Below are 20,052 nucleotides of genomic sequence, written 5' to 3'. Positions count from 1 at the left end.
GGGAAACGATCATGAGTCGTGGGATAGAGAAAGGGACGGTCGCGTATTTTTCGTTTGATGCGCTCAGCATCCACGGGGCCGTCATCAAACAAGGGGTGTTCAAACGAAGCGCCTCGGTTCAGTTAGCAAAAGATGCATACGGAGAAGGGAAGATTCTCGATGAGACGTCGTTCAGTCTCGCTTTCGATGAGCTCTGTCGCAAATTGAAAGTAAGACGTGGAATGACGTGTGCAATCGCATTGGACGAGACTGAAGTGTTGTCACGAAAAGTCGAGATTCCTTCTTCGATTCCGAAGGACGAGATTCGTGGCTATCTCTTCATGGAGATCGGGAGCTCGATCATCTTGCCATTCGATGATGTGTCGTTCGACTACGAAGTGTTAGGAGAAGACGGAGTCAAGACGGACGTCATGTTGCATGCCGTTTCGATTGAATTGACGAAGTCGCTCCGTGCGTACATGAAAAAACGTGGTCTCGCGTTGAAGAAAATCACGCCACGTTCTGTCGCGGTCGCCAATGGGGTCATGCGTTTATCGGAGATTGATCCGCTTCAGTCGACGCTACTCTGGCATATCACGCCGTTTTCACATCAATTACTCGTCCTTGAGGAAGGGCAGATCCGTTTCATCCGCTCGATCGAACTGGACCTCCCGTATCAAGTCGGGACGAAAGATGGTGTCGTGACCTATACATATGATGGGACAGACGAGATGAAGGCTAATCAGTTGGATGACTGGTTGAACGAACTCTCTCGTTTCCTCGACTTCTATCGGTATTCTCTGCGGACGGACGGTCGGGCCATCGATGAGTTATACGTCTCGGGAACTGTTCCGGAAGTCGATGACCTCGTCCGTATGATTCAGGCTGAGTCCCTCGTCTCGGTGACGCGTGTCGAGCAACCGCTCGCCATCGCTCACGGGACACCGCTAGCGCATCAAATGTTGCCACTCCTCGGGATGGCGACGCTTCAGCGCGATCGTGACACGAACTTCATCAACTCGACAGACGTGACTCTCCGCTGGCCAATCGTGACGGGTCTTGTTGCCCTTCTCCTTGGAGGAGGGGCAGCCGGATACTTGTACTATGAGGTCGGCCAACTTGAGGCAGAACAGACGCGAATCGAAGAAGAGTTACAGCTCGTCCAAATTTATCAAACGGAACAAGTGAATTCGAAAGCGCAACAAGTGCTCTCGCTCGACCAGACCGTGACGGCGTTGACCGACATGGAAAAGGATGCGGTGCCGGCACTGCGCGCGTTGACTGAGCAGTTGCCTCCTACTGGCTACGTCTTGACGTATAACTACGCGGATGGTTCCATCATGAGCGTCCGAACTCAATTCGAGACGTTAGAGGACTTGAACGCATTCCAGCGCTCGCTCATGACCGATGAGCGGTTCCTCGACGTCAAACTCCTCGGTGTGACGACGGAGTTGAAAGCGGATGTGGATGCAGAAGAAGAGGAGGAAAACTCACGTGAAGAAGAGCCGCTCCCACGCTATATCGGAGAGTTCACGTTCATGTTCCAAGACGTTGAGGACGAGTTGACAGAGGAAGAGGACACGGATGAGGAGGTGGTGAGTCAATGAAACGTTCGACAATCTATGCGTTATTTGCGATTTGCCTCCTTGCCGCAATCATCGCACCGGCTTACTTTGGCTATACGTATTACGTCAAACAAGGAGAGGTCGAAGCGCTTGAACGTGACCTCTCGCTCGAACAAACAAAACTGGAGTTATTGCGCCAAGAAGGAAAAGCCGTTGATGTAGCTGACTCTCAGACGCTTCAGACACGGGTTCCAACAGTTCCTGCCCTCGACACGGTCGTTGAGGCGTTGTCGCAGGCAAGTCTTCTTGCGGGTGTCAATGTGACAAGTATCGCATTTGCGGATGGCGTTGTGGCTGAGTCAGAAGTGCCGGAAACGGTCGAGCCGTTCAATCCGGCTGATGTGAGTGCGACGAATGAACCGGCTGAACCAACGGACGTTGCACCTGTCAACGCTTCTACGGTCCGTTCAACGGTCAACTTGCAAGCAGAGACGTATGAAGCGCTCGTCTCCTTCTTGGAGTCGATCGAGTCGATGAATCGGATTCACGTGTTACGGACGGTTCAATTTACCGGACCTGCCGAGACGGGACCGAATACGGTCGAAGAAGTGCAGTCGCTCGAGTTTACAGTCGAGCTTGATGCCTTCTATCGTCCGGACCTCGACCAACTCGTTCCAGACCGATACATTCCGGAACCGGCGTTTGAGCAAAAGGATATCCCGGTATACGACTATACGACACCATAAGTCGGCACGTCCCTTCGTAATTGAAGGGGCGTGTTTTTCGTCGCGGGTAATTGTGTTTAGGAGGCACGTTGCCTACAATCAACAGTGAAGACCGAAACGGGAAGGAACGCCGTTTTGGAAGAAGAGAAGGAGTCGATACAATGAATTCAACACAGAAGCGTGTCATTCTCGCCTCGATGTCACCGCGACGTACCGAGCTATTGACGAAAGCAGGAATCAAACATGAGGTCATCCCATCTACCGTGACGGAAGGGACGGACGGTCGGGAGATACCGAGTGATTACGTCGCTCGTCTGGCCCGGGAGAAAGCGATGGACGTGGCAAGGCATCACCGTGATGCCATCGTCATCGGCGCGGACACGGTCGTCGTCTTGAACGGCATCATTTTAGAGAAACCGACAGACCGAGAGGATGCGAAACGGATGCTTGAACGATTATCCGGTTCGACCCATGAAGTGCTGACGGGTGTGAGCATCATCGGTAAGTCCCAAGATTTGTTCGTCACGACGACGCGTGTGACGTTCGCTGAGATTCCTGAAACCTGGCTAGCGGATTATTTGGATTCGACAGAGCCCTACGATAAGGCGGGTGCGTATGGGATTCAAGGATCGGGTGGTCTCTTCGTCGAAGGAATCGAAGGGGATTTTTATAATGTCGTTGGATTGCCGATCCATCCGCTCGTCAAGACGCTCGACCGGCATGGGGTGACGCCTCGCTTCCTGTGAACTTGAAAGTAGGTGAAGGAATGACCATGGTGCTTGACCGTAGTGTAGAGACCGCCATCGCCAGATTGCTTCAAATCGGAGGACGGGGACCGGACCCGATGGAGACGGCTCGTCGTATCTCGGACGTCTACCCGACGTTACGGGCGCTGTCACAAGCGTCCGTTCACGATTTGTGCAAAATCGAAGGGATGACGAAGAAGAAGGCAGAGCAACTCCTCGCCGCGTTCACGATTGGGATTCGATACGTCGAGGAACCGAAAGCGAGTATGCCGACGATTCGTTCGCCGCAAGACGCCTATGAGTTGTTGCGGGATGAATTGAGACTGTTGAATCAAGAACATTTCGTCTGTCTGTATTTGAATACGAAGAACCAACTGATTGCTCGGAAGACGCTCTTCGTCGGAGGGCTCAACTCCTCGATCGTGCACCCGCGCGATGTGTTTCGTGAGGCGCTCAAGCTGTCGGCGGCGTGCTTTATCGCCGTGCACAATCATCCGAGTGGGGACGCCACCCCGAGTCGGGAAGACATCGAGGTGTCCGAGCGCTTGGTCGAAGCAGGCAATATCGTCGGCATCGCCTGTCTCGACCACGTCATCATCGGGGAGGACCATTACGTCAGCATGAAGCAGCGGGGATATATGAATGGATAAGGAGTAGAGAGCAGGCATCGTGATGTCTGCTTTTTATTTATTTGGTGCTACAATTTGTTTTTCTCTGAAGATGAGATTTTGTAGTTGCGTAAAATCTGCTTTGGTCATAATTCTTTCGTAAGCGCCTTTATAGACTTCATCGTTCAATTGTATAGCCGCCATAATAAATTATGTTTATGAAACTAGTCTAGAAGAGATGAAATCTGCCAATTATATGATCTTCGTGGCTTGAAGGACGTATTTTACATAAACATCAATAGTGGGCTGAAGCTGTGACGCTGATTAAGCTTATGCACTATTAGTTTGATGGACTCAATCTCGTCTGGATACATTTCCAGGCGTTTTTGGTTGTTCTTTCCGAAGCCGTAAGGAGCAGACCATTCACCTTGTCTTGCGTCTTCAATCTGTTCAAGTCGTACACGTTCGCCTAAGTTTGCCGATTCCCATTCCGCAATGGCAGCTACTATTGTGATGAACATGCGACCCATAGCAGTCGAGGTGTAATACATTTCTGTAGCTAAACGGAATTGATAGTTGTGTGTTTCTCAAGAAAATCCAAAATGTCGTGTAAATTACGAACACTTCGAGTAAGTCAATCAAGTCTATAAACTAGTATTACATCAATTAACCCATCCTCGATGTCTTTCATCATTTTCTTTAGTGCTAGGCGCTCTGTGTAACGTCCAGAGATTCCTTCATCCACATAAAATTTAATCGTTTCCCAACTCTGTGCGACACAAAATGCTTTTAAGCGTTCACGCTGACCTGAAATAGAATAGCCTTCAACAGCTTGTTCTTCTGTCGAAACTCTAATATAGAGTCATATTCGTTTTCACTCATCTCGAAACCTCCTTTAATATATTATATAAAATTTACTACTCATTTGAATTTAGCTTTCAAGAATTAGGTATAAATGATAGGTGTTACATTAAGAGAAAAACATATTGAAAAATGGTTATTAAATGTAATAGATAACTTAAATTGTACTAATCGTAAATTTGTAGTACCCTTGTTTTATTAATAAACGATAATAAATAATTAATGACGTAAAAATAATTAATTTTAATATATAGACTAGGATTATGATTATCTAAATGAGAGGGTTTTCTTATGAAATTAGTTTTTTGTGATGAAAGCTGTCATATTCAAAATGATGGGTTTGACTCAATGGTTTTAGGAGCAATTCAATGTCAAGAGGATAATAAAACTCTGCACTATTCTAATATTCGTTCTATAAAGTCTAAGCATGGAGTCTCATCGTGGTCGGAAATTAAATGGGTGAAAGTTTCTCCAAGTAAGATTGAAATGTATAAGGAATTAGTGGATTATTTTTTTCAACACGAGGATTTATATCTAAGGGTTGTAATTGCTAATGGAAAAAAAGAATTAGATCATGAAAAATTTAATGATAGCGATCATGATACTTGGTTTTATAAAATGTATTATTTGTTATTAAATAAGTTAATGGAAGATAAACATGAATATAGATTCTTTCTGGATATTAAGGATACTCATGGCGGAGAAAAATTAAATACATTAAATAAAATTATTAAAAATAATCCACGTTATTTTACTTCCGCATATAAAATCAAGGATATGGTACAAATTAGGTCGAACGAAAGTGAACTTTTGCAGTTGTGCGATTTATTTATAGGCGCGTGTAGTTACAAATCTAGAAAAATGAAAACTAGCGATGCTAAACAAGAACTCATCTCATATATCGAAAGTTATATTTCTACTTCTTTAATCACAACAACATCAATTAAGGAGAAGAAATTTAATCGTTTTGTTTGGACTCCGAGAGGAACGGTGGTAAAGGAATGAGTAATTTTGAAATTATTCCTGTTTCAAGCACTGATTTTCATCAAAATTTTGACCGCATATACGAATATTTTCGGAGTTTAAAAAGTAAAGGATTAATTTTTAACGGGAAAAAAGTCATTTTAAGACACGAACATTTAATACTAGGAAGAGAAAGTGAATTTTGGCATTTGGTCTCGCTTGGACTAGGTGAAACATTTAAAGTATTACCTTGTACAAGATGTGAATCAAAAAGAATATGTCCCACAAACTGTGATACTGAGGCCTTTAAAGTAGATTTAAAAGGAGGATTAGGAGAAAGGAAGTTATGTACTTACAGAGCCCATAGAATAAATTTTATAGAACCTATTCTATCACTTTGTCATATTGGTGATCCAAGGGTTATGCAATTTAAGAAAAAAATTAAAAATAAAAGAAGTAACAAATGGGAGACCAGAGAGTTCATTCGTTTTGTAGATCATGAGCTTGACGTTGATTACATTATCATTTTACGTTTTAACTCGAAAAGTGATAATTATATACTTGTTGCAGCATATCCTGTATTTTACGTTGACTCAGCTAAACAGTTTGACAAAGATTATGTTAAATTTAAGAAATCACCTTTTTAAATTCACAAAAAAGGCCGCCCTTCGATATTCGATGAGCGGTGTCTCCTTATACAACTTGGTATATGAGCACCTTAAATATAGATTATTTCTGTGGATAAAGTCAACAGTTTAAAATAATAGGAAATGGGTATAAATAAAATTTTTTAAAGTAAAGTTAAATATGCAACTATTGATGCACAAAAACCACCCATTATGAAGTGACCCCTAAAAGTTAGACACGGTTATTTCATCTAGGCTGCGTGAACGAACTGGGTTTGATATTGCACCGGACTCAGTTTTAATTTTGCCTTGATTCGTCGTGTGTTGTAATAGTCTATGTAGTTATCGAGCTCGATTTTGAAGTGATCGATACTCTCGAAACGCTTAAGATAAAGGAATTCGGATTTCATGATCCCGAAGAAATTCTCCATCACTGCGTTGTCAGGACAGTTCCCCTTGCGAGACATGCTCTGCACGATACCTTTCTCTTTGAGGGTATGTCGGAACTGACGCATTTGGTAATGCCATCCCTGATCGGAATGGATCAGGAGCTGATGCTCCTCAGGCAGTTTGGACAAAGCGTTCTCCGACATCTCTGAGACCAGTGAGTACGTCGGTCTTGAGCCGATGGTATAGGTGATGATTTCTCCGTTGAACAGGTCTAGGACAGGGGATAGGTAGAGCTTCTCCCCGAACAGTTTGAACTCGGAGATATCGGTCACCCATTTCTCATTCGGGGCGTCCGCCTTGAAGTTTCGGTCCAGGATGTTGTCCGCGATCTTCCCCACCGTCCCCCGATATGATTTGTATTTCTTCAGGCGCACGAGACATTTCAACCCCAGTACTTTCATGAGACGTTGAACCCGCTTATGGTTCACTTTCTGCCCCCGATTTCGGAGTTCATCGCAAATACGACGATAACCGTATCGCCCCTCATGCTCATCATAAATCGCCTAGATCTCTGTCTTCAGACCCGTGTCCGGGTCTGGTCTCCCGATTTTCTTCACCAGCACGTAATAGGTGCTACGTTTGATCCCCGCACATTCAACGAGCGCCTTTACCGGATATTCTTGCCTTAATTCATAGATGACCTTCACTTTGTCTTCTTTGGTGACGTTCCCTTGGATTGAACTAAGGCGTTCAAATTTTTTAGATACTCATTCTCCATCCGCAGACGGTCGATTTCCGCCTGGAGCGCTTCTGAAGAGCCTTCTGCTGGGACTCGATGCTTCTCATTGCCTGTCTTATCTTTCATCGCTGGCCGCCCTTTCTTCTTGGGAATGAGCGCGCACGGTCCCCCGGTCCTCAGCTGTCTCTCCCATTTCCGGACGGATGAGGGGGAGGGGGTATTGAAGATTGCGGCCGCTTCGTTTTTCGACACGCCATTCTCTTTCATGTATTGAAGTACGTCCAGCTTAAACTGTACCGGATAAGATGTATAGGGTTTGGAAAAGACCATCGGCCCATGATAGTCGACCTGTTTGATCCAGTTACGCACCAAGGTAGGGTGTCTGCCCCTAGCGATTTCGAGATGCCATCCATACTATCCGTCCCTTCACGATAGGCCATGACGGCGTTTAACTTTTGATGAGTAGTAAATTTAGTCATAAAAAACTGCACCCCAAATGTTAGATGTGTCTAACATTTGGGGTGCAGTTCAAAAGGAAGCAAGTTTTAATTCTTAACCTGTCTACTTTTTAGGTAGCGTATTAGATTTCGGAGACCAATTTATTATTTGATGAATTATAAAATTAAGTGCAACACCCCAAAGTGAACACAAAAAAGCCCATGACGCTTTCCTCGTGTAGAATGAAGTCACCACAACACACATTCAGACGGAGGAAATCTCATGAGCTACACCCATCTTACCACAACGGAACGCGTGAAAATACAGACCTATCTGGAGCTCGGGACGTCCATCCGGTCCATCGCGAGACGGCACGGGCGTCATCCCTCGACCGTCTCGCGGGAGGTCAAACGGAACCCCAGCTACGAATCGGGACGTGCCCAGCAGTGCTACGTGAAGAAGAAGGCAAACTGCGGCGCCAAGACGAAGCTCGACGAGGCGACCCGCCGGACGATCACCGAGAAACTGTGGGCGACCTGGTCCCCGGAACAGATCGTCGGTCGTCTCTTCGACGGGGAAATCGCCTTCTCGACCATCTATCGCTGGATCTACTCGGGACTGATTGACGTGTGGACATCCGTGCTCCGCCAAAAGGGCAAGCGTCAAAAGCCGGTCGAGACGCGGGGGCGATTCAATGTCGGATTGTCCATCGCCAAGCGCCCGAGAGAGGTGCGTGCACGCAAGACATTCGGTCACTGGGAGCTCGACACCGTGGTCTCCGGACGTGGGAAGTCAAAGGCATGCGTCGCGACGTTCGTCGAACGAAAGAGCCGGTTCTACATCGCCCTTCCGATGACGGACCGTAGCGCCTCCTCGATGGAGATGGCAATCCAGGCAGTGCACGGCGCCTTCCCCGTACGCGTCCTGGCAACGAGGGAGCAACGAGAACGCCAACGGTCTCCTCCGCGAGTTCTTCCCGAAAGGAACGGACTTCGCGCAGGTCGGTGACGGCGAACTCACGGATGCGCTCGCCAAGATCAACGAGCGACCGAGAAAGTGCCTGGACTGGAAAACCGCACACGAGGCCTTCACCGAGGAAATGTTGCGCTTAATTTGACAAACCGACGGTCAAAAAACTAAGTAGACCTAATTTAGTGTAGAACTATGAGAATTAGAGGTTAGACAAGAAACAAATAATGGGTTTTAAGTTAGTTAACTTGTAATTTAATCTTAAAATAGATTATAATGTTAAAAAAAGTTTTTTATGTTAGGAAGGGGAAATAATGAATTTAAAGAAAATATTTAAAGGTATAGCATTTGCTTATAATATAGTTAAAGTTAGTAAAAAAAGAAGGCTACTAATTATAATTTCACTTTTGATTATCACTTTATCGATATTTCCTATTATAAATTTGGAGGTTACACGTCGTATTTTAAACGGTATTCAAAATGGTACTTCAAATAGAATCATAATCAATTTATTTATGATATTAATCTCAATACAATTGTTTACTCAGGTAGTTACATATTATATACAAATTAACAAAGATCTATTTTTCATTAAAATGAGTAATCTTATTCCTGAATTAATAATGAATAAGATTTCTAAAATCAAGGCTGAAGACATTTTTAATGAGAACACTCAAGATGAGTTATATTTTTTGAGGACACAAACCCCTGAAAAAATCACATCTATTTTTGAAAATCTATTTTCTATTTTAGCTGTATTTACGACGTTTATTTCAATGTTAATTTACGTTGCTAGTTGGAATATAGGTTATGCAATAATTATTTTTTGTGTAAGCGTTCCTCTTGGGGCAGCTCAAGTTTACTTTAACAAAAAAAAATTTCAACTGGCAAAGAAACTAAATCGTCCTTATAGAGAACAATTTTATTTACAATATATTTCTACAACATCTAACTATTTAAAAGAAATTGTTACAAATAATTCGATGGGACGATTAATTAAAGAACACAAAAGTATTTTTAACAGAACTTACATGCATCAAAAGAACTTAATGAAGAAAGAATATACTGTGAACTTAAGCTTATCTTTATTAAGTTTTATAGTGATTGGTTATTTAGAATTTAGATTAATTTTAAAAGCTGTATCTGGTGATCTACTATTAGGAACTCTTACTTCATTGTTACAAGCAATAAATAGTGTGTCAGTTGGTATTAATAGTTCGATTATAATTTTGAGTAATTTCTATGGCGATTTACTATATGTGGATAATCTGAAGAAATTTTTAGATACTGAAGATGAAATAATGCAGAAATCTCAAAATTATGTAAGTGCAAAAAATATTAAGAATAGAGAGTTTTCATTAGTATTAAGACATTTGTCTTTTCAAATCGATAATAGAGTGATATTCAAAGATTTAAATTTTGAGTTCCATAACAAAAAAATATATGGAATTTTAGGAGAAAACGGTAGTGGGAAAACTACATTGTTAGAAGTCATACAAGGACTAAAAAAACCATCAAAAGGTGAAATATTGCTCAATGGGGATAACATTGTGAATATGGGGAAAAATGAAAGATTTGACTTAAGTCAAATGCTATTTCAAAGCCCTTCAAAGTACGAATTTTCATTTGAAGATAATATTAGAATATCCCACATCCAAAAAACAGACCCCGAGAACATCTTTGATTATATTCAAACATTAGATTTTGAAAATAAATTTGAATCTCTCCTCTTTAGTGGTGATGAGAGGATAGGGGAATGGTATGAAGATAGTAGACCACTTTCAGGAGGACAATGGCAGTCAATAGCATTCTATCGTTTGTTGTATAAATCAGTCCCCATATATTTAATTGATGAACCAACTAATAATTTGGACTCAGTTTCTATTCGGAAAGTGAATGAAATCCTAAAAAAAATTAAAGACACGGGATCTTTAATAATTGTCGTATCTCACGATTTAGAATTTATGGAAAGTGTATGCGATGAATTAATCGATATGGAAAGTTTCGAAGTTAAAAATAATCTACATATCCAAACGTAAAGACGGTTGGTCAAGTTAAGTGTAATACTTCCTTGGATATCTATTTATTTTTTGTTATCGTTGCTCTCATATTACCACGACAATTACCCTATAGATTCGCCCCCCACTCCATCGAGGAAGCAGTGTCTGGTATCTGGATCCTGAACGTCCGGCTCGCCAGGAGATTCCACTTAGCTTCTAAGTTGGCTTTCACCGTCTTGAGATGCACCCAGACGGACATCCCGGGAGATATGACAAGTTCCGTTGCGGTGATATCTGTAGCTCATGATTTTTCCTCTTTCTGAATGTTTGTTGTGATGATTTCATTCTACACGAGGGAAACGTCATGGGCTTTCTTTTTTATATTTCTGTTGTGTTACGCTTAAATTTATAGCTCATCAAACAAAAAAGATAAAATACCTAAAAAAAGAATAATATCCCAAAAAAAGATTGTTTTATGAATTTATAGGTTGTAACATTGTAATATAGAATTTATTAAATTTTCCAAATTAAATTGTGCATAAATTTGTACGCAAATAATTGTTATTAGGAGGGATTTGAATGATTTATAAAGTGAGTAAGTTTCTTTATTATTCTATCAGCAAAGATTTAATGGTTTGTCAAAATGAACATGGGGTAGTTAAAATTCATCACCAATCTTTAATTGAATTTTTAAAAAATATCAATAATGAAGTTAGACAAAATAATAAAATTACCTATGACGAAATAAGAAATGTATTTCCTGAGGATACTGATGGTGTCATAAATTTTTTGTTGGATCATCAATTGATTACTGAATATCATGAAATGAATTTAAATATTCAACAAGTGCTCTTGATTTCTAATTCAATCGAAGTAGAAAAAGTTATTATTGATAATATAAATGATGATATAAAGATTGATTCAGTAAGTTTAAATGAAGCTGAAGGAATTAATGAATTCGAAGAAAATACTTTAGTAGTTTTATTTATGAATCCTTATATAAAATCAAAAGCAAAATTGATTAGAGATATCTCTATTAAAAGCAAAAATTGTTATGTTATTACTTCATATATGTATAATGAGAAATTTCACTTCGACTCAGTTTTTAATAGTGAATGGAAAAATCCCTGCCACTTATGCAATTTGGGAATTTTAGAAGAGACTTTGACTCATAACAGAGTGTCTAACGATTACAAAGAGTTTATTGATAATCTTATGACTGAGCATTCACAATTTGTTCCCGAAAGTATTCTCGGGAAGCGAAAAAGTATTAACATTGCCACATTTATAATTAATAAGATTGAGAGTATTACTGGGATTGACGAATACACTCAATTTAATATGAATGATTTCAAAGTTAATTATCAGATAAATTTGAATGATCATACATTTTTCAGCGATACAAGTATACATTGGGAGCTATGTGACTGTTATGAATAAACTTAATGATGGAAATATACTGACTACAAAGAATAATGAATACAACCTAAATCAATCTAACAATAAATATGATTATGAAGTTATGTTAAAAGTTCAGAAATTTCACTACTCAACAATTAATCCGACAATTCAGAATGTACATAATGAATGTTTAAATCACGATGTCAATAAGTGGATAGAAACCTTTACATTAAAAGATATATTACCAAATAGCTATTTACAGAAAATCGAACTCAAAAAGTACAACAAAGTAAAAAAAAATTCAGGACAAGCTTTTACTAAAGAGTCAATTAAAGATGAAGAACTTACTGAAATTCTTTACGATGCATTTGCAAGAGACAAGAATTCTCTGTCAAAAAATTATCCTTCCGCGGGAGCATTGTATCCGGTTATTCCTTTACTTCTGGTCACACACAGCACAAATGAAAGTTCAATTCTTTCACCAGGATGTTATGTTTATGATTCAATGGATCAAAATTTGTTGAAAATAGAGGAATGGGATGAAATTGAAGTTTTGGAAAAAGTTAAATCTTACATGTCGACAGACCATTCTGATTTACCAATTTATTGTATGGCATATGCTATTGACTTTCGTAGAGCGATTACAAAATATGAAAATAAAGGATATAGACACGCAATGATTGAGACAGGTTTAGCAGCTCAATCATTTAAAAATAGTTTAAGCAAGTATTCGACAATTAAAGAAAGGTGTTGGTCCGGATTTCAGGATCTCCCACTTAGTAAATATTGTGGGATGGATATTAGATTGACACCTATTACATTATTACAGTGGTTTGGTTATGAAAACGTTGAAATAGAGGTGCACAATGATAAATAAACGTAAAGGTAATATGAATTTTGCTAAGTATACCACTTCAATGAACACCTCATTTAGTAATGATTTTACCTGTTCAACTGCGTCTATAGGGGATATTACTTTGAGGGGGGATGGAGTAAGTTTCAATGGGAGGACTGCCAAAATAAGCGCGATGGGAGAATACATCGAAAGATATGTTCAAAGCACTGTCTCACATAAAGTAAAAGATAAATATCAACAGGCATTCAATATAAATTCTCAGAAAATCGAAAAAGTTAATATACTTGATATGATTATGCCAAAGTATAATTTATTTGAAGAAAACGATGGTATAGAATGGTGTGATTCTAGCGGTACTGCTTTTCATACGTCTTCTATTGAGGCGATAGATTCCGCATTTCTTGAATTTATAGAACGACAAAGTTTAATTTACAGTTGGTTGCTAAGAGTACCAGGAAAAAAGATGGATTTAAGCTTTTATAGTGAAAACGATAAGCAAATAGAAAAGGCTTATCGGAATCTCAAAGGTTATTTTATAGACATAAAGTCGTATGAGATTTCACTTACTGAAAAATGCAAAGTTGTTATTACTGTTGCAACTAGTAAAATGGAAAAAAGTATAGGCCTTGGGGCTGCTTGGAACATAAGAACTGCCATTTTTAAATCATTAAAAGAAACTTTTCAATTTGTTTCACACAAATCTCCAGCTCACTTAAATGTCTTTTATGATGATCGAAAAGAAGAATTTTGCGATGATGAAAAAGGCCTTCATGTATATATGGATTACTTTAATGAGCTAAGTGTTAATGATGTTAAAGAAGCATATGATTTCTTAAATGGTGATGATTATTATCTCAGTAATAAATACGAGCATTTAGAAAATCGTCCAAGCGATAATGAATATATTATTAAGATGAAAAGCATTGCTGAAGATCTTGGAATTGAGTTATTGATAACATATATCCCTTCTAGTATTGAAAGCCTTCCAGGATATGTTGTTAAAATAATTGGTAAAGGTAGTTTTCCGCATATCAAAACTGACATTATAGATCCATATAAATACACTATAAAAAATATCCACAAAAGTGAACTTATACCTAACGAAGGAATTATGATTCCTTTTAGTTGATTGTGAGGTAAAGATATGACAAGACATTATCTGATAAATTCATTTATAACATACGACTTAGAGAATGAACTTGTTCTTCATTCTAAATATAATATTGATAAAATATTTCTTGATAATGAAAAAAAGTTACTTTTGAGATTGCAAAAAAAAATTGGAAAAATTATAAATGAGAATGAGATTTCGAAATACATGAATGAATTTCAAGTTAATGAGACATTTTTACAGTACTTGATTGATAAAAAAGTACTTTCTTTATCACCTTCTTTACAAATGGGGATAAAAGAAATCTTTTTTTACTCTTCTAAAGATTATTTTAATGAGAGTATTAAAACCCTATTTGAAAACAATCCAAAAATACATGTTTTAAACTCGATAGAACAGGTTACTAAAGAAGTTGAACGAAATGAGTCTGACTTATTTCTTATCTTTTTTAATGAGTACAATAAAAAAGAAGCTTCAGTTTTAAGAGATTTATTCAAAAAGTATTCTAATACTTACTCATCTTTATCATATTTGTACAATGATTATCTCTATATCGACTCTTTGTATTCTGATAAATGGAATTTACCCTGTCATTTATGTCATATGAATTTAATAGAAAACGAACATCGGATTGGCGCAGAAGAACAAGTTACATATCAAATTATGATAGATGAATTATTTGATTTAGATAATGAATTTAAAATTAAGCACGCATTATCAAAACCGCAACAATTAAATGTTCTTACTCAGATATGTAATTTTATTAACAACTTATCTCAACCTTGTTATCAAGTATCTAAATCTTATTCAGTGTTTACCACTGGTACAGTTTACAATATTAAAGAAGGTACTTTATCCAAAGGTTATTCACATCATTGGGAGCTTTGTGATTGTTATGAATGAATCAAAGTTTGAAAATTATATTAGTATACAACACTTAAATAATTTCTTAAATAAAAATTTCGTAAAAAGTACAGTGTTTAATGAAATAACTAAATTTCATCAAAGTCAATTATGGTTTCCTCATGACATTATTTACGAGGATACAATTAATCAGTTGTCTTTTTTATATTGGAAAAGTTCTATTTCCCATATTGATATTTCTAATGAGTTGAGTCCAAGAATAATAAATGTTGATGATATAACTAATAAAGGATTTGTCCTAATTGATTCTATTATAGAGACACTTATTGTATCTATGGATTCCGTCAGATCGGATACTAAATCTATATTGCCGCTTTTAATAGTGACTGGTGAAGAAAGGGGGTATCCATTAAAAAAAGGTTGTTACCTATTTGTAGAAAAAATGAATAAACTAATTAATCTAAAGGAATGGAAAGAATATGATGTTGCTCTATTAAATGATTACAATATTCTTTTTAAAAAGAATCAAAAAATTGCCGTCGCTTTTGCGATCGATTTGCGTCGAACGGTTTTTTTAGATGGAGCAAGAGGATATAGAAAAGCACTGATTGATACAGGGATACTTTCTTCCTCATTTAAATATGAGTTAAATAACCGTTTTAATAATAGAATAAAAGTTGAACAAATTCTAGATTTTGCTGATAATGCTCTCACAAAACTTTGTGGTTTAAATATTCGATTAGCACCGGTGATTTCAGTTCAACATATTATAACGGAGGAATGAAAATGTATCATCGATTGGAAAAAAATAATAACTTTAATATACCTTCTGATATTTTTTTAGAATATCCAAATTACTTATTATTTTTTACTCATGGGAATTATCTAAAGGAAGGTAAAATAGGTCCATATTCAGGTTTTGCAACTGGAAGAGAGAAAAAAAATACCTTATTAAGAACTATTGCAGAAGGGATAGAGAGAAGATCCACGATGTTAGGAGGGCAGAAAACAAAGACGAATAATGTTTTAGCTTGGGACATTTTGAATGATAAAGTTAATGTTTTAAACTATACCAACACTACGTTTAAAGATAATGAAATAGATACTACAGGTTCTGCAGTTCATACCTCACAAGATGAAGCTATTTATGGAGCAATAAAAGAACTATATGAAAAAAATTCACTATTTCTTTTTTGGTATGGGAGAAAAGGAAATAAAATAAAATTATCTGAATATTATGATAATTATCACTTTATTTTTTTTGAAAATTCGGGTTATTCTGTATCTATCTTTGTTAATGAGTATTTCTTTCCGATTAAAACCATTATTGTTCTTGCATATAAAAAGGGGCATACATTTTTCTGTGGATTAGGATCTTCTAACATTTTAAAAAATGCAATTGCTCATGCGTTGGAAGAAGTATTTTTGATTGCCTCTTTATATTATTACAAAAATAATCCTGAAGAAATTAAAGAAAATAATATCTATAATATGGATGAATTTACATATAAATATATAAAATCTTTTGATAATTTACCTTACAAAGAAATTAATAATCAAGAAAAAGATGAAATTTCTTTAAAAGAATTGATTCTCTTATCACCAGACTTTGTCAATAGTATAAATGTAATGTTTATTCAACAAAATTTAATTCCGGGACTAATATGTGTGAAAGTTTACATTGATGGATTATTTAATTGTTTACCTAAAAAAGGAAATATTAATAAAAAGATATTAATTAATGAAAATACTATTAAAGTTGATTCTGAAAATCTATCTTTAATCCCGGATTGTCCAATGTCTTAATTGTAAGAAGAATCAGAAAAAAATTTAATTTTAATATCAATTAAATGGTTTTTATGTTATTATTTTCTTGTAATAGAATATTTAAAGATAGGAGGGAATTAAAAGGTAAATATTGATTCAATCTTATTTATGTATAAGTTGTTTCTTAGCAGGTATCTAGAACATTGAACATGTTCATGATGATTTTATTTGCACAGTGATTTATTTTCAGTTTGATGCACCGGGTACTAATTTGAATTAACTGGAATGGTTTTTTAAAATTTGTTTATCTGTCTCGATTTTTAAAGATTATCCAACTCAAATTTTTAAAGTGTAAAAAATCCGAATTTAAAAAACTTCTTGGAGGTTATGTACTATGTCGAAATATCATTATGGAGTCATTAAATTTAAAGATCAAAAATCTATGGTTTCTTCAACTCAGCCAACAGTGGCTACAGAGCCTAAGAAAGATTCGCAGTATGGGATTGGGACTCAGTCTACTCAACCGGGTGAAGGATCTGGTTCACCACTTAAATGCTCCGGTAGATGTAATTGCAACTGTGCCGGAGCAGGCTGTGGTTGTGCATGTGCAGGGTCGGCAACGACGAAAAAAGTTAGTTTTCTGAGAAAAAAAATATAATTATTCAGATTGTAGACAAAACGCCCGTTTCAGACGAAATGAAACGGGCGTTTTGTCTACAATCTAAAACATAAAACGAAGAGCAACGGCATGACCTGATCCAACAATCTATTCTCGCCACACTGGAAAAGTTGTGATGTGATCAAGGACGTAGTTTACTCTAATCGAATCTGGATGTTGATTAGAAAACAAATGAGGTGCTTTATGGAAAAAATAATTTGGATACTGATGGTCGGATTATCGCTTTTTGTGAGTTACATACATCTAGAACCAACCATCTTCTCGATCGTTGTGTTCATCCTGTTTTTATTTGTGAGCACAGCGCTATTTATGCGGTTCAATCAGGACCACTGGCTCGACCGCGTCTCACCCCTCGTTGGTGTCGGCGTAGGGATTCTAGCGCTCATCGCTTATCTCGGTCTGATTGTGCTCTCTTTCAATGAACTCGATCAACTCGGCATCTGGACGATACTCGTCCGCCTCCTGCTCATGTATGTCGGAATCTATCTCTTCGTCGTGACGACATCGAGCTTTTTGGCAGGAGCGACCCGACTCAAGCCGTCCCGCTTCTTTCGGCCGGTGTTGATTTTCTCGGTATTCTTTTACGGAGCGATGTTACTGCTTCCGCTCCAACCGGGATTGTAACCGTTCTCTCCTTAGGCAGACGCTCACTTACGTCTGCTTTTTTGATTTGCCTTTTTGCCGAAAAGAAGGCAAACTAATAGACGGTGAGGCAGGACTGAGATGCGGTTATTGTAAATAACCTGTAATCGAATGAACGTTTTCAAACATGATTTTTCCGTTATAATAAAAAATAGTGTAATGAAGAGAGGAGCAACACCTATGTTTCGTAGTTTTAACCGAGAAATCGGAATCGACCTTGGAACGGCTAACACGCTCGTTTATGTAAAGGGTCAAGGAATTGTTGTTCGTGAACCGTCCGTCGTGGCGTTCCGCACAGATACAGGTAGAATTGAGGCCGTTGGTAACCAGGCCAAAGATATGATTGGACGTACTCCGGGGAACGTCTCTGCACGTCGTCCGATGAAAGACGGTGTCATCGCTGACTTCGAAACGACAGCGACGATGATCAAATACTTCATGGAGCAAGCTCAAAAATCAAAAGGCGGTTTGTTCTCATCGAAGACGAACGTCATGATTTGTGTCCCAAGCGGTATCACGTCTGTTGAAAAACGTGCCGTGGAAGACGCTGCGAAACAAGCAGGCGCTCGTGAAGCATACACAATCGAAGAACCGTTCGCAGCAGCAATCGGTGCAGGCCTCCCAGTTTGGGAACCGACTGGCTCGATGGTCGTCGATATCGGTGGCGGTACGACCGAAGTCGCAGTGATCTCACTCGGCGGCATCGTGACAAGCCAATCGATTCGTGTCGGTGGTGACGAAATGGATGATGCCATTATTCGTTACATCAAGAACAAGTACAACCTCATGATCGGGGAGCGTACATCTGAGACGCTCAAAATGGAAGTCGGTTCGGCGCGCATCGATGCATCGAACGAAGCGGAGAAGATGGAAATCCGTGGTCGCGACCTCGTAACAGGACTTCCAAAACAAATCGAAGTCACGTCTGCAGAAGTGTGTGAAGCTCTTTCGGATACAGTTGAAGCGATTTTAGCAGGGGTCAAGCAAACGCTTGAGCAAACTCCTCCAGAACTTGCGGCTGACGTTATGGACCGCGGAATCGTCTTGACTGGCGGCGGCGCCCTCCTCAAAAACTTGGACGACGTGATCTCAGACGAGACACACATCCCGACACTCGTTGCGGATGAGCCACTCGACTGCGTAGCGGTCGGGACTGGAAAATCTCTTGAAATGATGGACGTCCTCCGTTCGAAATCAGGCATCTCGTCACGTCGATGAGAGGTGAGACACGATGAGCCGATTCGTACGTAATAAAAAGCTCATCATCACGCTAATTGTACTGATCTTGTTTTTCGTCATTTTAGGTGTTTCGATTCGAGGACGATCGGAATCAGCCTGGTACCAAGATGTCACGCGTGATGTGGTCGGCACGTTCCAGCGAGTGTTCGCGGTACCAATCGGGTGGATGGACTCAACGGTCTCGTCCATCTCAGATGTCCGCGATATCTACGAAGAGAACCGCCAGCTGAAAGAACATTTGGCGAAGTACGCCGAGGTATCGGTTGAAGCGGATGATTTGCGCCGTGAGAATGAGGAGCTTCGAAAGATGGTCGAAGCAAGAGACGAGTCGTTACGTGACTTCGACCTCATTCCGGCGGAGGTCATCGGTCGGACACCGAACGATTGGCAACGCTACGTCACCATCAACGTCGGTTCAGAACGCGGCGTTGAAAAGGGCATGGCCGTGACCGCAGCGAGCGGGATGGTCGGTCGTGTCATTCAGACGAGTGCTTATACGTCGCAAGTTCAACTGCTCAGCGACAACAACCGGACGAACAACGTCTCGGCTGTGGTCAAAGATGCGGACGGCAAACCGACGTATGGGACGGTTGACGGATTCGACACGGAGACGAATGAATTGTTCTTCACAAAAGTATCGAATAGCGTCAAGCTGAAAGAAGGAGAAATCGTATCGACGTCTGGACTCGGTGGACGTTATCCGGCTGGACTCGTCATCGGTACGATCGAATCGATCGAGACGGATGAATATGGCGTCTCACAAGTCGCCCGGATTAAACCGGAGGCCGACTTCAATGAGTTCTCACAAATGTACGTGATTGATCGGACACTAGACGAACCGTTTTTAACGGGTCCCGAGGAAGGAGGAGCAGCGGGTGAGTAAC

The 20,052-nt window shown here is 39.4% G+C and carries 18 protein-coding genes and 2 pseudogenes; 17 read left to right on the top strand and 3 right to left on the bottom strand.

Annotated elements, in window-relative coordinates; genetic code table 11:
* Nucleotides 1-11 precede the first annotated feature (11 nt).
* The 4 genes from pilM (at nt 12) to radC (ending at nt 3,665) form a co-directional block, all read left to right on the top strand.
* Entirely contained in the window at nt 12-1,586 is a 1,575-nt protein-coding gene (pilM, locus tag KNO61_RS06740) for a pilus assembly protein PilM (protein WP_214872827.1), read from the top strand.
* Nucleotides 1,583-2,290 (top strand): hypothetical protein, encoded by a 708-nt coding sequence (locus tag KNO61_RS06735; RefSeq protein WP_074037502.1) that lies wholly within the window; start codon nt 1,583-1,585, stop codon nt 2,288-2,290. The genes pilM and KNO61_RS06735 overlap by 4 nt, the downstream gene beginning before the upstream one ends.
* Before the next feature lie 140 nt (nt 2,291-2,430).
* On the top strand, nt 2,431-3,015 hold the full coding sequence (locus KNO61_RS06730; RefSeq protein ID WP_214872825.1) for a Maf family protein: 585 nt from the start codon (nt 2,431-2,433) through the stop codon (nt 3,013-3,015).
* Nucleotides 3,016-3,035: 20 nt separating this feature from the next.
* Nucleotides 3,036-3,665 (top strand): RadC family protein, encoded by a 630-nt coding sequence (gene radC / locus KNO61_RS06725; RefSeq protein ID WP_015881143.1) that lies wholly within the window; start codon nt 3,036-3,038, stop codon nt 3,663-3,665.
* A gap of 242 nt (nt 3,666-3,907) precedes the next feature.
* Here radC and KNO61_RS06720 read toward each other — a convergent pair whose 3' ends face one another.
* Together KNO61_RS06720 and KNO61_RS17480 are read right to left on the bottom strand one after the other, a co-directional pair.
* Nucleotides 3,908-4,144 (bottom strand): hypothetical protein, encoded by a 237-nt coding sequence (locus KNO61_RS06720; RefSeq protein ID WP_251030778.1) that lies wholly within the window; start codon nt 4,142-4,144, stop codon nt 3,908-3,910.
* 113 nt (nt 4,145-4,257) lie between these two features.
* On the bottom strand, nt 4,258-4,437 hold the full coding sequence (locus tag KNO61_RS17480) for a recombinase family protein (protein ID WP_371816593.1): 180 nt from the start codon (nt 4,435-4,437) through the stop codon (nt 4,258-4,260).
* A 338-nt stretch (nt 4,438-4,775) separates the two neighbouring features.
* Between KNO61_RS17480 and KNO61_RS06710 the strand changes: the two genes are divergently transcribed.
* Nucleotides 4,776-5,489, top strand: coding sequence for a DUF3800 domain-containing protein (locus KNO61_RS06710; protein ID WP_214872823.1), 714 nt, complete (start codon nt 4,776-4,778; stop codon nt 5,487-5,489).
* Complete coding sequence (locus tag KNO61_RS06705; RefSeq protein WP_214872822.1) at nt 5,486-6,094, top strand: hypothetical protein; 609 nt, start codon at nt 5,486-5,488, stop codon at nt 6,092-6,094. Before KNO61_RS06710 ends, KNO61_RS06705 begins: the two co-directional genes overlap by 4 nt.
* 230 nt (nt 6,095-6,324) lie before the next feature.
* On the opposite strand, the pseudogene KNO61_RS06700 reads toward KNO61_RS06705, so the two are convergent.
* Nucleotides 6,325-7,681 (bottom strand): annotated as a pseudogene (locus KNO61_RS06700) (IS3 family transposase).
* Between the two features lie 241 nt (nt 7,682-7,922).
* Between KNO61_RS06700 and KNO61_RS06695 the strand changes: the two are divergent.
* The 11 genes and pseudogenes from KNO61_RS06695 (at nt 7,923) to mreC (ending at nt 20,051) form a co-directional block, all read left to right on the top strand.
* Nucleotides 7,923-8,757: pseudogene (locus KNO61_RS06695) on the top strand (IS30 family transposase).
* Between the two features lie 166 nt (nt 8,758-8,923).
* The gene (locus KNO61_RS06690; RefSeq protein ID WP_214872821.1) at nt 8,924-10,648 is read left to right on the top strand and encodes an ATP-binding cassette domain-containing protein; all 1,725 of its coding nucleotides are present in this window, start codon (nt 8,924-8,926) and stop codon (nt 10,646-10,648) included.
* A gap of 540 nt (nt 10,649-11,188) precedes the next feature.
* Nucleotides 11,189-12,049, top strand: a complete 861-nt coding sequence (locus KNO61_RS06685) for an McbB family protein (protein ID WP_214872820.1) — start codon at nt 11,189-11,191, stop codon at nt 12,047-12,049.
* Nucleotides 12,042-12,887 carry a nitroreductase family protein gene (locus KNO61_RS06680; protein WP_214872818.1) on the top strand — a complete coding sequence of 282 codons (846 nt, stop codon included), beginning with the start codon at nt 12,042-12,044 and terminating at the stop codon, nt 12,885-12,887. Before KNO61_RS06685 ends, KNO61_RS06680 begins: the two co-directional genes overlap by 8 nt.
* Entirely contained in the window at nt 12,877-13,995 is a 1,119-nt protein-coding gene (locus KNO61_RS06675) for a YcaO-like family protein (RefSeq protein WP_214872817.1), read from the top strand. The genes KNO61_RS06680 and KNO61_RS06675 overlap by 11 nt, the downstream gene beginning before the upstream one ends.
* 15 nt (nt 13,996-14,010) lie before the next feature.
* Entirely contained in the window at nt 14,011-14,880 is an 870-nt protein-coding gene (locus tag KNO61_RS06670) for an McbB family protein (protein WP_214872816.1), read from the top strand.
* A complete protein-coding gene (locus KNO61_RS06665; RefSeq protein ID WP_214872815.1) occupies nt 14,873-15,625 on the top strand; it encodes a nitroreductase family protein in 753 nt (250 codons plus the stop codon). The genes KNO61_RS06670 and KNO61_RS06665 overlap by 8 nt, the downstream gene beginning before the upstream one ends.
* 2 nt (nt 15,626-15,627) lie before the next feature.
* Nucleotides 15,628-16,647 carry a YcaO-like family protein gene (locus KNO61_RS06660; protein ID WP_214872814.1) on the top strand — a complete coding sequence of 340 codons (1,020 nt, stop codon included), beginning with the start codon at nt 15,628-15,630 and terminating at the stop codon, nt 16,645-16,647.
* An 823-nt stretch (nt 16,648-17,470) separates the two neighbouring features.
* Nucleotides 17,471-17,911, top strand: a complete 441-nt coding sequence (locus KNO61_RS06655; RefSeq protein ID WP_214872813.1) for a hypothetical protein — start codon at nt 17,471-17,473, stop codon at nt 17,909-17,911.
* A 198-nt stretch (nt 17,912-18,109) separates the two neighbouring features.
* On the top strand, nt 18,110-19,147 hold the full coding sequence (locus KNO61_RS06650) for a rod shape-determining protein (protein ID WP_074037493.1): 1,038 nt from the start codon (nt 18,110-18,112) through the stop codon (nt 19,145-19,147).
* A 13-nt stretch (nt 19,148-19,160) separates the two neighbouring features.
* The gene (gene mreC / locus KNO61_RS06645) at nt 19,161-20,051 is read left to right on the top strand and encodes a rod shape-determining protein MreC (RefSeq protein WP_047795500.1); all 891 of its coding nucleotides are present in this window, start codon (nt 19,161-19,163) and stop codon (nt 20,049-20,051) included.
* Nucleotide 20,052 lies beyond the last annotated feature (1 nt).

Source organism: Exiguobacterium sp. s140, assembly GCF_018617035.1.
GTDB lineage: Bacteria > Bacillota > Bacilli > Exiguobacteriales > Exiguobacteriaceae > Exiguobacterium > Exiguobacterium profundum.
The sequence above is the reverse complement of the archived record's forward strand: the minus strand, read 5'-3'. Positions and strand labels throughout refer to the sequence as shown.

Excerpts from the sequence above, each read along its gene's own strand:
- KNO61_RS06690 (WP_214872821.1), top strand. The coding sequence starts at position 8,924 with ATGAATTTAAAGAAAATATTTAAAGGTATAGCATTTGCTTATAATATA.
- KNO61_RS06710 (WP_214872823.1), top strand. The coding sequence starts at position 4,776 with ATGAAATTAGTTTTTTGTGATGAAAGCTGTCATATTCAAAATGATGGG.
- KNO61_RS06665 (WP_214872815.1), top strand. The coding sequence starts at position 14,873 with ATGAATGAATCAAAGTTTGAAAATTATATTAGTATACAACACTTAAAT.
- KNO61_RS06735 (WP_074037502.1), top strand. The coding sequence starts at position 1,583 with ATGAAACGTTCGACAATCTATGCGTTATTTGCGATTTGCCTCCTTGCC.
- KNO61_RS06670 (WP_214872816.1), top strand. The coding sequence starts at position 14,011 with ATGACAAGACATTATCTGATAAATTCATTTATAACATACGACTTAGAG.
- KNO61_RS06655 (WP_214872813.1), top strand. The coding sequence starts at position 17,471 with ATGGAAAAAATAATTTGGATACTGATGGTCGGATTATCGCTTTTTGTG.
- KNO61_RS06720 (WP_251030778.1), bottom strand. The coding sequence starts at position 4,144 with ATGTTCATCACAATAGTAGCTGCCATTGCGGAATGGGAATCGGCAAAC.
- KNO61_RS06660 (WP_214872814.1), top strand. The coding sequence starts at position 15,628 with ATGTATCATCGATTGGAAAAAAATAATAACTTTAATATACCTTCTGAT.
- KNO61_RS06650 (WP_074037493.1), top strand. The coding sequence starts at position 18,110 with ATGTTTCGTAGTTTTAACCGAGAAATCGGAATCGACCTTGGAACGGCT.
- KNO61_RS06675 (WP_214872817.1), top strand. The coding sequence starts at position 12,877 with ATGATAAATAAACGTAAAGGTAATATGAATTTTGCTAAGTATACCACT.
- pilM (WP_214872827.1), top strand. The coding sequence starts at position 12 with ATGAGTCGTGGGATAGAGAAAGGGACGGTCGCGTATTTTTCGTTTGAT.
- mreC (WP_047795500.1), top strand. The coding sequence starts at position 19,161 with ATGAGCCGATTCGTACGTAATAAAAAGCTCATCATCACGCTAATTGTA.
- KNO61_RS06705 (WP_214872822.1), top strand. The coding sequence starts at position 5,486 with ATGAGTAATTTTGAAATTATTCCTGTTTCAAGCACTGATTTTCATCAA.
- KNO61_RS06685 (WP_214872820.1), top strand. The coding sequence starts at position 11,189 with ATGATTTATAAAGTGAGTAAGTTTCTTTATTATTCTATCAGCAAAGAT.
- KNO61_RS06730 (WP_214872825.1), top strand. The coding sequence starts at position 2,431 with ATGAATTCAACACAGAAGCGTGTCATTCTCGCCTCGATGTCACCGCGA.
- radC (WP_015881143.1), top strand. The coding sequence starts at position 3,036 with ATGACCATGGTGCTTGACCGTAGTGTAGAGACCGCCATCGCCAGATTG.
- KNO61_RS06680 (WP_214872818.1), top strand. The coding sequence starts at position 12,042 with ATGAATAAACTTAATGATGGAAATATACTGACTACAAAGAATAATGAA.